Raw genomic sequence first — 12,966 nt, forward strand, 5'->3', positions numbered from 1 at the left:
TTTTATTAATTTTATCTATTATCGGTCAATTTCAGGAGCGCATACTCCCATAGTATCCATCCAAAGTGCCGCGTCGTCTATTCTAGTTCCTGGCATATATTTTTCCACACCAAGTAAACCTTGGGGATAAGAAGCTCCTCTAACAGCTACCCTATAAGGTTTATCTTCTCCATCAGAAACCAAGTAATAACCATATTCTCCTCTTGTACATTCAACATGAGTGTATACTTGACCTTTTGGCACCCTCCAACGAAGCGCATTTCCAACAGAAATTTTGTTCCATACTTCTCCTTTTTTTGGCATTTTTTCTATTACCTGTCTTATTATTTTAATGCTTTGATAAGTTTCTAAATATTTGAAATATAATCTAGTGTACCCATCAGAATAATTAGCTGTCGGGACATAAAAATCTACTTGATCGTATCTTGCGTATGGGTCAACTTTTCTTATATCATAGGCTTTTCCCACAGCAGATCTCATTCCTATTCCGGTAACCCCTAACTCCCAAACAACCTCTGCAGGTAATAATATTTTATCTTTTGTTCTTCTAATCACTAATTCATTTTTTAGGATTAAATCTTCATACTCCGGTAGTCTTCTCTCCAAGTAATCAAGAAAACTCTGGATCTTTTCTATCGTTTCTTCACTTATATCTTTTCTAACGCCACCCGGTACTATGTACATATGGTATATTCTTGCTCCAGTTATTTCTTCGAATATATCTAAAATTAAATCCCTATCAGCAAGACCCCAGTTTGGTCCAGTATATAAACCTACCGGTCCACCTATGCCTCCTAAAGACATCAAATGGTTCGCTATTCTTGCCAATTCTAAGATAATCATTCGAATCCAATGTGCTCTTTCAGGAACCTCAACACCTGATAATTCTTCTATTGCCATAGAATAAACCATTTCATTTATATCTGGTTCCGGAACACATATTCTTGGAATTAGTGCAAGGTTGTTCATCCAATATCTTCTTTCCATAAGTTTTTCGAATCCTCTGTGTAACATTCCTGGCATTGGTCTAGCTCTAACTATAGTATCTCCGTCCACATACATGTGAACACTATAATTACCATGCATTCCTGGATGATTAGGTCCTAAGTATAATTTAAGCTCTTTCATTTTTCTCACCTTCTGTTATCCTTATAACCGTTTTCTTTGCAGATTCAACATCATATTCTCTATCAGGGAACTTTCTTTTTGAATATTCCAAAGGATCAAAGTCTTTTTTCATAGGTGGTTTATCATCCCATAGCTCTAAAAACAGTGGTTTTTCTGAATCTTCATTACCTTCAAATTTTACACCAAAGAATTCATGTACATCTCTTTCGTAGTACTTGGCACCAGGAAAGATATTAACTATACTAATATATTGAGGATTCTCTCTTTCTATTTTGGTTCTTACTATGAATGTTATAGCGTTTGTCCAATTGAAAAGTATATAAACCAATTCAAATTTATTTTCTTTTATCCAATCAACGCAAGTCAATAAGCTTAACTGCTTCCATCCTAAACTTTTTAAGTGACTTAATACAGCAGGTAGATCATTTTGATCAACGGTAATACTTATTTCATTATTTTTCGGCGTAGAATACTCTTTTATATCGTAGCTTTTTTCTAAGATACTTATAATACTTTTAGAATCATTCGTGGAATTCATCTTTTACGTACACCTCCCCTAAAGAACGGATCTGGTTTTCTCTGTACCATTCGTAGTTTTCTACATATTTCTTCCATCCATTGGCTTCGCCTTTTGTTATCATGTTTTCTAAGGTCTTAAAAGTATTCATTATTGCTTCAGGTCTTGGCATACATCCTGCAACGTATAAATCTACAGGAAGGTAGTAATCTAGTCTATTTATAACGGCATAAGAATCATAATATATCCCACCGTTTATAGTACAAGAACCAAATCCAACAAGATATTTTGGAAACATCATTTGTTCGTAAGTGTATATTACTCTTCTTAATGTTTTAACGCTTAGATAACCTGTTACCAATAAAACATCTGCTTGACGAGGAGTTGCCATAGGTCCCATTCCTAATCTTTCCATATCAAATCTTGCTGTCATTGTTGGAGGCAACTCAACAGCTCCGCAACCCGTGCAATAATGAAGCATCCAAAGAGATTTACCTCTAAATATATTTCTTATCTTTTCCCAAAACGTTATAGTATCGTTTAAATCTTCTTCGAAAACATTTATTTCTTTTATTTGGTCTTTGTTACTCATACGTTCACCCCCAGTCCTGTAAAAATTACTATTGCAGTCTGAACAAGAGAAAGAATGATTGGCACTCTGTAGAAATATGTAACTACGTTTTCTACTCTAAAGCGAGCTGATACACTGTATATTAAAGTTACTAATGTATAGACCAAAAAATATTTTATTAGATATTCCAATAAGTTCCCTCCACCTAAAAATAGGTTCACAAATAATCCTACTTCTACTAAAGTAGCAAATTCATGTTGTAAAATCAACATACCAAAATGTTTTCCTCCATACTCAACCATTGGTCCTGAAGCTATTTCTGCAGGTGCAATAGGTGTATCAAACGGCACTTTAGTTAACATTCCCAAAAGAGAGATAAAAGCAACTATTGCACCAAGGGGCATGGTAAAGATATGCCATCCTAAAATTCCATTCATTTGTTGTACATGGGCTAATTCACTTAAAGAAGAAGTGCCATAAGCGTGAATCATCCCAAATACTACAATCATGAAAGGAACTTCATAGGCAAGCATTTGAGTTAATGCCCTCATTATGCCTATACCCGCCCATGCGTTTCCCGATCCAGAAGCACTCATTGCCATACCTAATGATCCAACAGCAAGTAGATAAACAATCACAAAGAAATTATCCAAGCCTTCAAACGCTACTATATTTCCAAAAGGCAAAAACATCAAAGTGGCTATTGTTCCACCTAAAGCCATCATAACTCCGAAATCATATATAAAACCATGAGATATCGATGATTTTGATAACGTTTTAAATATATCCATAAACGCTTGGTACCATGGTGGTCCCACTCTTCTATGAACTTTAGCTGTGACTTTTCTCTGAACACCATCTAGAGATACTTGCCACAGAAATCCTATGATAATTATTGAAAATGCTATCAAATAACTCATAATTTATCACCCCAGAAAAAGGCTATTGTTATTATTACTGAGATCCAAAATACTCCTGTAGAAACATTTGAAGAGAAAAACCAACTCCTTATTAGATGACCGAACTCGTTTATTCTTAAAACAATCGCATCATAGAATTTCTCTACGGATGGATGATTCTTGTATAATCTTTCAAAAGGTGCGTAATAATTTTTTGCATAATGGTAAGATTCAGGATCGTATATAAATTCACCTGCTGTGTAAGTATTCATCTGATCTACAGGTTCTGCCTTTTTATGTGTATAAAAAACCAAAGCAGCTATAATGAAACCTATTACAAAAACTAATGTTACAATAACAGAATCCCACATACCGCTGAAAGAATAAATTTTTGAACCTTCGATAGTTATAGGTGTTATATTTAAAGAACTTTGAATTTTTGATATAAATGTCAACATGTGAGATGGCATTACTCCAAAGTAGATTGTGAGTAAAGACATTATTAACATAGGAATTTGCATTAAAAAAGGAACTTCTTTCACATCGTTATACTTTGGTGATAATTGGCCTAAAAATACAGTAGCAAGAGGCCTAAAAACGTACATGAAAGACCCTATACTTCCAAAAAAAGCAGCGAATGCCATAAACATAAGACCCTTGTTTGCTAATCCTTGGAATATTAACCATTTTGAAGCGAATCCACTCATAGGTGGAATCCCTGCCATTGAAATTATTGCTATTAAATACGCTGCAAAGGTAACAGGCATCTTTTTAATCAATCCACCTAACTCACTCATCTTGGTAGTTCCAGTTCTATAAGCCACGGCTCCAATAGTTAAAAACATTGCTGCTGATGCCATAGCATGATTAAAGATATGCATCATTCCACCGGCAAACCCTGATTGATCTAGAAGTGATATCCCTATCAATATGTATCCTCCATTAGCGACGGTGGAGTAAGCTATTAACCTTTTAGCGTCTTCTTGTTTTATCGCCATGAGGGTCCCAACCACTATACTTATTGCACCTAACACCATAACTATGTAATTTTCGTAAGGAACTCCTATTATTTTAATATGGTTTGAAAATATCTGTGAAGTGGGAATAACCGCACTAGCCAACAAAGCAACAAATCCACCCATCTTTACCAATCCACCTGATAGAACAGGTGAGAAAGTGTGAGGTGCATTACCGTGAGCAATGGGAAGCCAAGTATGAAATGGGAAAATCCCTAATTTTGCAAGACCAGCTATTATTATTAAGAAATAAGCCATAATAGCCGTATTGGGACTATTGATTAAATTCTGTGAAATTACTGAGATATCAAAAGTCTGGTACATTGAATATAAATACATTATCGCAAAAAACATTGAAAAAGAACCGATCGTACTGATAGTGTAGTAAACTACAGAAGCTTTTCTTGATTTACCAAGAGGGATTATAAACAAAGATGACCAAACAACCATCTCCCAAAATATGAACAGCGTTAAAAAATCTTTGGCATAAAAAACGCCCAAAGTAGACACTACGGAAAAAACGTATAGCATATTGTATGAAGCAGGATTGATTAACTTTTCTACCCAAAAAGGGTTAAAAAAAGAAACGAGAAAATACGTTAAAACCATTATTATAGAAAAATACCAACCATAGTTTGAAGTAACTAGTTGTAAAGAAAATTCTCCAAAACTAATTAAGTTGAAGATACTTCCGGTATCATTCATATATCCAAACAAGAATATCAAAATAAACAACGTTGAAAAAATTGTAAAGTAACTACCTAATTTTTTATTAACTTTCGTTAAAACATAAGTCAAAGGTGCAGCCAATAAGCCAATTAACAAAAGAGAGTTCAAAGCCATCTACATCACTCCCTGTGGGATATAAGATATTAACTCATTTAATGGTTTAGAAACATTTTGAACAAAACTATCAAAAAGTTCTGGATAAATTCCTCCAAATAACAATAGAACACCAAAAACTACTGCTACAATGTTTATAACAAATATTTTGTTCATAGAAAATTTTGTAGTTAGTTTTTCAGTTGCTTCTTCGTGTTCTTCTCCAGGTACCCACAATTTAACTAACATTCTAATGTAATAAACGCCTTCTATCAAACTACCTAAAAGTATTATCATTGGAAAATACCAATTGGAAGAAAAAGCCGTATTTAAAATATTTAATTTTGCATAAAATCCGTAAAACAGCGGGAGTCCAATCAAAGATAAGGTAGAAATAGTGAAACCAAATCCTACCAAAGGATACTTTCTAAAAATTCCAGCTGCACTATCAATAGTATCGTTTGAGTTATTCTCGTAAATATTTGCCGCGGTAGAAAACATAACTGTTTTAGCAAAAGCATTGTTTATTAATTGAAGAATAGCAGCATATCCTCCCCCAATAAGAAATAAGCTAGTTATTAAACCTGCTTGGCCGATACTAGAGTATGTAAGGATTTCTCTCATATTTCTTGTGGATGTAGCCGATGCTTCTGCAAATATAAAAGTTACTAAAGTAATTGTTATAATTATGTTGAATAATGCTCCTGATGTTTGTAAAATACTAGAAAAGAATCTTCCAAATACTAAAATGGCAGCTGAAGCATAAACTGCAGAAAAAAGTGGGGCTGTTAGTGAATTAGTGTTCGAATAGATTCCTCTTACCCATGCATTGAACGGTAAAAGTTTTGTTTCAACAGCAAGTCCTGAAAAAATGAGGACAGTCACTATAAGTTGTATATTTAAAGATAATTCAGGAAAATTAGTGGCTAAATCAACCATATTCAAACTTCCAGCAACGTTGTAAAATATTATTATTCCTAGAAGATACAAACTTGAACCTATAGAACCTAGTATTAAATAATTAAAAGTATGAAGAAATTTTTTATGTAACGTTGAGATTATGTAGGCAGAGATAGTTGTTATTTCGAAAAAAACAAAAAAATTAAATAAGTCGTTTGTAAGTATCATTCCATTTAATCCTGCTAAAGCTACCATCAAGACTGTTGAGTAATTCTTTATATTTTTGAAGCCTATCAAAATAGAAACAATAAATAATATATTTATTAAAACAATTCCAAAGAACGAATAATTATCTACAAGCAAATTGATACCGAAAGGCGGTTGCCATCCTCCAATTTCATAACTTCCATTTTGAATGAAAAAAAGAAATATAATATTTAAAAAAGAAGCTAGTAACAATAAAAATTTAGAAGATCTCTTGAAAATCGCTGCTAAAAAAGCAAAAAGCAAAGGTATAACTATTAAAAGAATTGGATTAATCATCAATACCACCTCTAATTTCATCCATCTCTAAAGAATTTTTATCAATATATATTTTTCTAATAAAAGCAAGTCCTAGTGCTGTAGTTCCAAACCCTATAACAATTGCTGTTAAGACTAATGCTTGTGGTAAAGGATCAACGTAACTTGTTATAGATTCAAATGTAATTATTGGAGCTTCACTGCCTTTTATATATCCAATAGAGATAATAAAAAGGTTTAAACCCAGTTCAAGAATATTTAATGAAATAAGCATTTTAATCAAATTCTTTGATGAGAGTAAACCATATATACCTACAAAAAATAAAGCTAAAAATAAGTATTGAATCATGCTTCTCCCCCCTCAAAAAGAAAATTCCCAACGATGTTAGATAGTTCTGAACCTACTTTTAAGCCTATAAGAACATATAAAATAGGTGTTAAACCTGCACTAAAAAGTTCTCCTATGTTTCCTGAAGGCAAAAAATTGTATAAGAATGAATTAAAGGCAAACAGTCCAATTAATCCTAAAACTATTATTAAAATACCCGAAGTTCCTTCAAGTACATTAAAAGCATTCATCTTTTCTTTGAAATTATCATCACTTAGATACATCAACAAAATTGAAGAAGCTATCATAGCTCCGCCTGGAAATCCTCCGCCAGGAGTTAAGTGCCCATGAACGAATATATAAACTCCAACAATCAATATTATTCCTGTAATTATTCTTACCCCTGCTTTGAGGATGAAATTAGGTTTAATTCTGAACTTTATTCTTTCTCCCCCAACATTTAAAAGCAAAGAAACACCAAGTGCAGAAATAAATAATACTGTTAATTCTCCTAAAGTATCAAAAGATCTATAATTAACCACAATTGAAGTAACAATGTTCGCTGAACCAGTTTCCGGATAAGGCCTTTCTTCATCTACATTTTTTTCAATATATCTTTGGGAAACTATTTTACTTAAATCTTTCTCGCCGTATTTTGGAAACATGCTTTGTGAATCATACAATAAAGAAAAAACGAAAAAAGCAATAACAAGTGTCAAAAAAGCAGAGATAAATTTTTTCATTCACCCTCACCACGCTTTTGTAAAGACATCAAAGTAAAGAGAAATAAAGATGTCATTAAACCCGAGCCTATAACTGCCTGAGTTATTGCAACATCCGGTGCCTTCATTATAACGAATTCTACAACTGATAAAAGAGATGTTATAGAAAGAAAAATCACTGAGTTTAACAGTTTTTTTGACTCAATGGCCAATAATGCAAACACGATCATTAGCAACCCTATGATTATGCTGATGATATCAATCATCTTTCCTCATCTCCTGTTCTTGGTATAATAACTTTAAATCATCTTTCTGTAATTTTGTTGTTTTTGACTTGTATAGGTAAGAAGCTCTTGCTAAGGCTGAGCTACCAACAGGATTTGTTATCGTCATAAAAATAACCAAAATAATTGTTTTTAAAAGCCAGGATGGATTTAAAAAACCAACACCTAATATCAAAGAAAACGCTCCTAAAGTTGTTGCTTTGGTTCCTGCTTGAATTCTGTTGAAGATATCAGGCATTCTAAAAATTCCTAAACCTCCTAAAAAATAAAAAATTCCACCTACGATTAAAAGAAAATATCCTATAACGCTCATTTTTTCGCCTCCAAATATCTAGAAAGAACTACAGTTTCTAGAAAAGAAAGAACTCCATATACTATCGCGATATCAAGGTATATCTCATTTTTGAAAACAAAAGCAAATAAAACAATAATTCCAGTAACCATAACGTTCACAGTATCTAAGGAAACGATTCTATCTGTTACTTCTGGACCGATTATCATGCGTAAAACAGAGAATAAAACTCCTCCACCTATTAAACAAAACACAATAATCTCAATCATTTGAAAATCCTCCCCAAAATTTTTTCAAAATTACCTGTAACTTTTTCCTTGTAATCTTTCTCATTAACCCCTTTAATGTCTATCCAGTGTATATATAAATTGTCTTCATCAGCATCTATAGACAAGGTTCCGGGGGTTAAAGTGACCGAATTTGCTAGGGTTAGCTTACCAACTTCTCCCTTTAAGTTAATAGGTATTTTTACAAAACCAGGGTTAAGGGGGATTTTTGGAGATAAAACTCTTTTTGCGACATCGATATTAGCAAGAACCATCTTGTAGATAAACACTGGCACATAAAGGAAAATGAATAAAAACAATTTGTAAAAAACAGAAAAATCGAATTCATAGCTCACCATCTTAGATATAATAATTGCTAAGACAATTGATACCATAAGTCCTACGATTATTTCAGAAACAGTAAATGAAGTTAAAATCAACCAAATAGCGAAAAGAACAAAAAAGGTTGTAATAAACTTTTTCACACTTATCCCTCCAATCTAAATAGTTTGTGAAAAAAATCTCATAAATCTAATGCTTTAAATTTTACGTATACATTATACCAGTATATAGTATAAAATCAAAATCAAGAAAATTCATTCTAAAAGCTAATATTTCTCTCTAATCGCTTCTAATAACATATGATTACCGATTTTCAAATCAAATAAAATTATATGTTATAATTAAATATATAGTTATTTTGTTTTTTCTTTAGTTTTTATGTACTTTTCGGGGGTCCGTTTTTTAAAGGAGGAATTATTGATGGAAAAAAGAATTTTAGGTAAAACAAACGAAGAAATATCAATAATAGGATTAGATTTGGAGAAATTGTTTAAAAATCATGTTTCCCAAGACATAAAATTATATCTTGAAAAAAGTATTATTAATGGTGTAAATTTTTTTGAAATTTCACCAAGAATTGAACTGGTAGATGAAACCCTTGTTTTTCCGTTAAATCTTCACAGAGACAAGCTTTTTATTTCTGGAAGAGTTTATTCTAAAAATCGTGATGAAATTTTAGAAGATATAATTTACATGTTGAAAATATTTAATCTTCAGCATTTAGATTTAATACAAATTGTTGTAAATTCTGATGAAATGGCTCAAACAATCTTCGCTCCTGAAGGAGCTTTAGAAGCAATATTACAAGCTAAATCCCAAGGCTTAATAAATTATATTGGTTTTTCTACTTACAAAGAAAAAATTGCTTTATCTCTTTTGGAAAGCTATAATTTTGACGTGATAACTTTTCCGATTGATTGGGTCAATTGGTATACTGGTTATGGAAGAAAAACGGTTATTAAGGCGAAAGAAAAAGAAGCAGCAATAGTAAGTAGTCAAAGTTTAACAAAAAAGGTATCAAGAGCTAATACCGAAAAACACATATCTGACCTCCTCTATGTTTCTTCTGATAGCTATAGGGAAGTGGAATTAACTATAAGATTTTCACTTACAAGACCTATAACTTCAATACTTTGTTCTGCTAAAATCAATCTTATAGAATGGTTAATACAAGCGGCAGATAGGTTTTCTCCTTTAGAACCAGAAGATGAAGAAAAGCTTAGAAAAAGTTGTGAAGAAATAGTAAAGGTTTTTAATCCAGAAAAAATTTTAAAGGGAGATATATAGTTGTCCATTTCTGTTATAGGGGGAATTAATCTAGATTTAAAAGGTTCATCATACCAAAAGTTAGAACTAAAAACCTCTAATCCAGGAAATATTTTTTATTCCTCTGGAGGGGTTTCTCGGAACGTTGCACATAATCTTTCAAAGCTGAAGATTCCAGTAAATTTATTTGGATCTATTGGGAAAGATGTTTTTGGCCAAATCCTATTACAAGAGTTAAAGGATTTGAATATTGGAACAGAATGTCTTAAAATATCGGATAAATACCAAACAGGTATTTATTTAGCTGTTTTAGATGAAAAAAAAGATATGATGGTTTCAATTTCTGATATGAAAATAATGAAAGAAGTAAACGTAAATTATATAGAATCTCACAAAGAAATATTAGAAAATTCTAAAATAATCTTTATCGATACAAACTTGAAAGAATCGGTTATTGGGCATATACTGAAAATTTTTCAGAATAAAAAAGCTTTAATAGTTGTAAACTCTGTGTCCAATAAGAAAGTAAAAAAATTGGCAAATATTAAAGAAAAGATCGATTATCTCACGTTAAATTTATTAGAAACGGAATCTCTATTTGAAAGAAAAATAGATTTCTTAGATATTGATAATATTTCAGAACTATTTCAAAAAAAGCATTCCAATATTTGCAATATAGTTATAACTAATGGGGAAAAAGGAGTAATTTACATAAATAATAAAAATAAAATAAAGAGATTTTATTCTGTGGAGAAAATAAAGGAAAAAGATATTGTTGATTCAAATGGTGCGGGGGATGCATTTACTGCTGGATTAATTTTCGGGTTATATCAAAATGAAAGTGTTGAAAAATCTATTGAATATGGAATAAAAGCCTCACAAATAACCTTGAAAAGTCCGAAAACGGTAGCAGACGAAATGAGCCCTGAAATTATAATTTGAACAAACGGAGGAAATTCAATTGATTACAAATTCATACTTAGAAGTCAAAGAAGAAGTATCGAAAGCTTTACATGAACACCAACCTGTTGTAGCTCTTGAATCCACAATAATTACACACGGTATGCCTTATCCTAAAAACGTTGAGGTGGCTTTGAATGTAGAAAAAATAATTAGGGAAAAAGGAGTAATCCCAGTTACAATAGCTGTGATAAACGGCAAAATGAAAGTAGGACTATCAGCTGATGAAATAGAATTTATGGCAAAATCAAAAAACATTCTTAAAGCTAGCAGGATGGATTTACCTGTAATAGTAGCAAAAAAATTGAATGCAGCAACGACAGTTGCAGGGACCATGATAATATCAAACTTAGCTGGAATAAGAGTTTTTGTAACCGGTGGAATAGGTGGGGTACACAGAAATGCTCAGCAAACCTTTGATATATCAGCGGATCTTCAAGAACTTTCTAAAACCAATGTAGCTGTGATATCTGCTGGCCCTAAAGCCATATTAGATTTAAACCTAACTAAGGAATACCTTGAAACTTTTGGAGTACCTGTTCTTGGTTTTAAGACAGAAGAATTACCTTGTTTCTATTCCAGAAATAGTGGAGTAAATCTACCATATAAAATAGAAAATGCTAGGCAAGCAGCTCAAATAATGAAGGCGAAGTGGGATTTGGATTTAAAAGGAGGTTTAATAATAGCGAACCCTATTCCCGAAGAATATTCGATGGATACAAAAATAATTGAAGAAATAATAGAGAAGGCAATATCTGAAGCTGAAAAACAAAATATAAAAGGAAAGGAGCTAACTCCATTTCTGTTATCAAAAATAAAAGACTTAACCAAAGGGGAAAGTTTAGAAGCAAACATAGAATTAGTGTACAACAACGCTCGACTTGGAGCTGATATAGCAATAGAATATTCAAAATTAATAAATCAATTAAAGGAATGATTCATTTGTTAGAAAGACCCATCAAAAGAGTTGCAGCTATTCATGATTTATCAGGATTTGGGAAATCATCATTAACTGTTGTTATTCCAGTATTATCTTCAATGAATATTCAAGTTTGTCCTATTCCAACGGCTGTTTTATCAACCCAAACTGATGGATTTGAAAATTACGTTTTCACTGATTTAACGGATCATATGAAAGCCAGTATAAACCATTGGAAAAAATTAAATTTGAGATTTGATGCTATTTACAGTGGATTTTTGGGATCTGAAAAGCAAATAGACATCGTAATTGACTTTATAAATTATTTCAAAAAAAATGAAGAAACTCTTGTAGTCGTTGATCCTGTTATGGGAGATTATGGTCAACTTTATTCTTCAATTACGAAAAATTTAGTTGAAGAAATGAAAAAATTAATAATAAAAGCAGATGTAATCATTCCAAACTACACCGAAGCTTGTTTGTTATTGGAAGAAAATTACACAGAATTGGTGGAAGAATCCAAATTAAAAGATTGGATGAGAAAGCTCTCTGAAAACGGGCCAAAGATTGTAATAATTACCAGTATACCAAACAAAGATAAAAGTAAAACGGGTGTAATAGCTTATAACAAAGAAGATGGAAAATTTTGGAAAATAACAAATGAATATATAAAAGCCTCATATCCTGGAACTGGAGATGCCTTTGCAAGTGTAATAACGGGAAGTCTATTAAATAAAGACAGCTTATCAACAGCTATTAATAAGGCAACTTACTTTGTAACCACGTGTTTAAAAGCTAGTTGTGGTTATAATTATCCGCCAAGAGAAGGCATACTATTAGAAAAAGTTCTCGAAACACTAAGCGAACCAACCCCTATGCAATGTCATGAAATTTAAAAAAATTAAGCTCAAATTTCCTTAGCTTGACAAGTTTCTATTCTATATTTAATATCTTCAATATAGTAATCTAAAACTTCCATTTGTTCAGCCTCCTTACAGAAGGGAGCTGTTCCATGCATGGAAAACCTATTGATAAGCCTGATTGGCATAGAGGAGTAGTCTTTCAGTCTCCTACTCTTTATCCATGGGTAACAGTTAAGGAAATTTAGACTTAAGAATAAATTTTTGCGTATTAGATCATAACCATCACTATTATGGTATAATTTAAATAGATAACTTCAACCCTACAAACAAAGGAGAAAACAATGCCAAA

17 protein-coding genes are annotated in these 12,966 nt (G+C 32.0%); 4 read left to right on the top strand and 13 right to left on the bottom strand.

Annotation, left to right across the window (positions count from 1 at the left end; translation table 11 throughout):
- Positions 1-18: 18 nt before the first annotated feature.
- The 12 genes from PW5551_RS04915 to PW5551_RS04970 are packed head-to-tail and all read right to left on the bottom strand — an operon-like array spanning position 19 to position 8,752.
- A complete protein-coding gene (locus PW5551_RS04915; RefSeq protein WP_113074679.1) occupies positions 19-1,128 on the bottom strand; it encodes an NADH-quinone oxidoreductase subunit D in 1,110 nt (369 codons plus the stop codon).
- Positions 1,115-1,666 carry an NADH-quinone oxidoreductase subunit C gene (locus PW5551_RS04920; protein WP_113074680.1) on the bottom strand — a complete coding sequence of 184 codons (552 nt, stop codon included), beginning with the start codon at positions 1,664-1,666 and terminating at the stop codon, positions 1,115-1,117. The genes PW5551_RS04915 and PW5551_RS04920 overlap by 14 nt, the downstream gene beginning before the upstream one ends.
- The gene (locus PW5551_RS04925; RefSeq protein ID WP_199562207.1) at positions 1,650-2,237 is read right to left on the bottom strand and encodes an NADH-quinone oxidoreductase subunit B family protein; all 588 of its coding nucleotides are present in this window, start codon (positions 2,235-2,237) and stop codon (positions 1,650-1,652) included. Before PW5551_RS04925 ends, PW5551_RS04920 begins: the two co-directional genes overlap by 17 nt.
- On the bottom strand, positions 2,234-3,136 hold the full coding sequence (locus tag PW5551_RS04930; protein WP_113074681.1) for a respiratory chain complex I subunit 1 family protein: 903 nt from the start codon (positions 3,134-3,136) through the stop codon (positions 2,234-2,236). The genes PW5551_RS04925 and PW5551_RS04930 overlap by 4 nt, the downstream gene beginning before the upstream one ends.
- Positions 3,133-4,974: a proton-conducting transporter membrane subunit gene (locus PW5551_RS04935; RefSeq protein WP_113074682.1), complete on the bottom strand. Its 1,842-nt coding sequence runs from the start codon at positions 4,972-4,974 to the stop codon at positions 3,133-3,135. The genes PW5551_RS04930 and PW5551_RS04935 overlap by 4 nt, the downstream gene beginning before the upstream one ends.
- Positions 4,975-6,396, bottom strand: a complete 1,422-nt coding sequence (locus PW5551_RS04940) for a complex I subunit 5 family protein (RefSeq protein WP_113074683.1) — start codon at positions 6,394-6,396, stop codon at positions 4,975-4,977. It lies immediately after the preceding gene.
- Positions 6,389-6,724, bottom strand: a complete 336-nt coding sequence (locus tag PW5551_RS04945; protein ID WP_113074684.1) for a sodium:proton antiporter — start codon at positions 6,722-6,724, stop codon at positions 6,389-6,391. The genes PW5551_RS04940 and PW5551_RS04945 overlap by 8 nt, the downstream gene beginning before the upstream one ends.
- Positions 6,721-7,446 (bottom strand): Na(+)/H(+) antiporter subunit B, encoded by a 726-nt coding sequence (locus PW5551_RS04950; protein ID WP_113074685.1) that lies wholly within the window; start codon positions 7,444-7,446, stop codon positions 6,721-6,723. Before PW5551_RS04950 ends, PW5551_RS04945 begins: the two co-directional genes overlap by 4 nt.
- Positions 7,443-7,691: a DUF4040 domain-containing protein gene (locus PW5551_RS04955; protein WP_199562208.1), complete on the bottom strand. Its 249-nt coding sequence runs from the start codon at positions 7,689-7,691 to the stop codon at positions 7,443-7,445. The genes PW5551_RS04950 and PW5551_RS04955 overlap by 4 nt, the downstream gene beginning before the upstream one ends.
- Positions 7,684-8,022, bottom strand: a complete 339-nt coding sequence (gene mnhG / locus PW5551_RS04960) for a monovalent cation/H(+) antiporter subunit G (RefSeq protein WP_113074686.1) — start codon at positions 8,020-8,022, stop codon at positions 7,684-7,686. Before mnhG ends, PW5551_RS04955 begins: the two co-directional genes overlap by 8 nt.
- Entirely contained in the window at positions 8,019-8,270 is a 252-nt protein-coding gene (locus PW5551_RS04965) for a monovalent cation/H+ antiporter complex subunit F (protein ID WP_113074687.1), read from the bottom strand. Before PW5551_RS04965 ends, mnhG begins: the two co-directional genes overlap by 4 nt.
- Positions 8,267-8,752 carry a Na+/H+ antiporter subunit E gene (locus tag PW5551_RS04970; RefSeq protein ID WP_113074688.1) on the bottom strand — a complete coding sequence of 162 codons (486 nt, stop codon included), beginning with the start codon at positions 8,750-8,752 and terminating at the stop codon, positions 8,267-8,269. Before PW5551_RS04970 ends, PW5551_RS04965 begins: the two co-directional genes overlap by 4 nt.
- 277 nt (positions 8,753-9,029) lie before the next feature.
- On the opposite strand from PW5551_RS04970, the gene PW5551_RS04975 reads away from it, so the two are divergent.
- From PW5551_RS04975 to PW5551_RS04990, 4 genes are read left to right on the top strand one after another with little or no spacing between them, the layout of a single operon-like run.
- Positions 9,030-9,896, top strand: coding sequence for a hypothetical protein (locus PW5551_RS04975; protein WP_158526141.1), 867 nt, complete (start codon positions 9,030-9,032; stop codon positions 9,894-9,896).
- The gene (locus PW5551_RS04980; RefSeq protein WP_113074690.1) at positions 9,897-10,817 is read left to right on the top strand and encodes a carbohydrate kinase family protein; all 921 of its coding nucleotides are present in this window, start codon (positions 9,897-9,899) and stop codon (positions 10,815-10,817) included. It abuts the gene before it with no gap.
- 22 nt (positions 10,818-10,839) lie between these two features.
- Complete coding sequence (locus tag PW5551_RS04985) at positions 10,840-11,772, top strand: pseudouridine-5'-phosphate glycosidase (RefSeq protein WP_113074699.1); 933 nt, start codon at positions 10,840-10,842, stop codon at positions 11,770-11,772.
- Complete coding sequence (locus PW5551_RS04990; protein WP_113074691.1) at positions 11,769-12,650, top strand: pyridoxamine kinase; 882 nt, start codon at positions 11,769-11,771, stop codon at positions 12,648-12,650. The genes PW5551_RS04985 and PW5551_RS04990 overlap by 4 nt, the downstream gene beginning before the upstream one ends.
- A gap of 11 nt (positions 12,651-12,661) precedes the next feature.
- On the opposite strand, the gene PW5551_RS10480 is transcribed toward PW5551_RS04990, so the two are convergent.
- Positions 12,662-12,802 (bottom strand): hypothetical protein, encoded by a 141-nt coding sequence (locus PW5551_RS10480; protein ID WP_233488440.1) that lies wholly within the window; start codon positions 12,800-12,802, stop codon positions 12,662-12,664.
- Positions 12,803-12,966 lie beyond the last annotated feature (164 nt).

The sequence above is a fragment of the Petrotoga sp. 9PW.55.5.1 genome (assembly GCF_003265365.1).
In the GTDB taxonomy this organism is placed as follows: domain Bacteria; phylum Thermotogota; class Thermotogae; order Petrotogales; family Petrotogaceae; genus Petrotoga.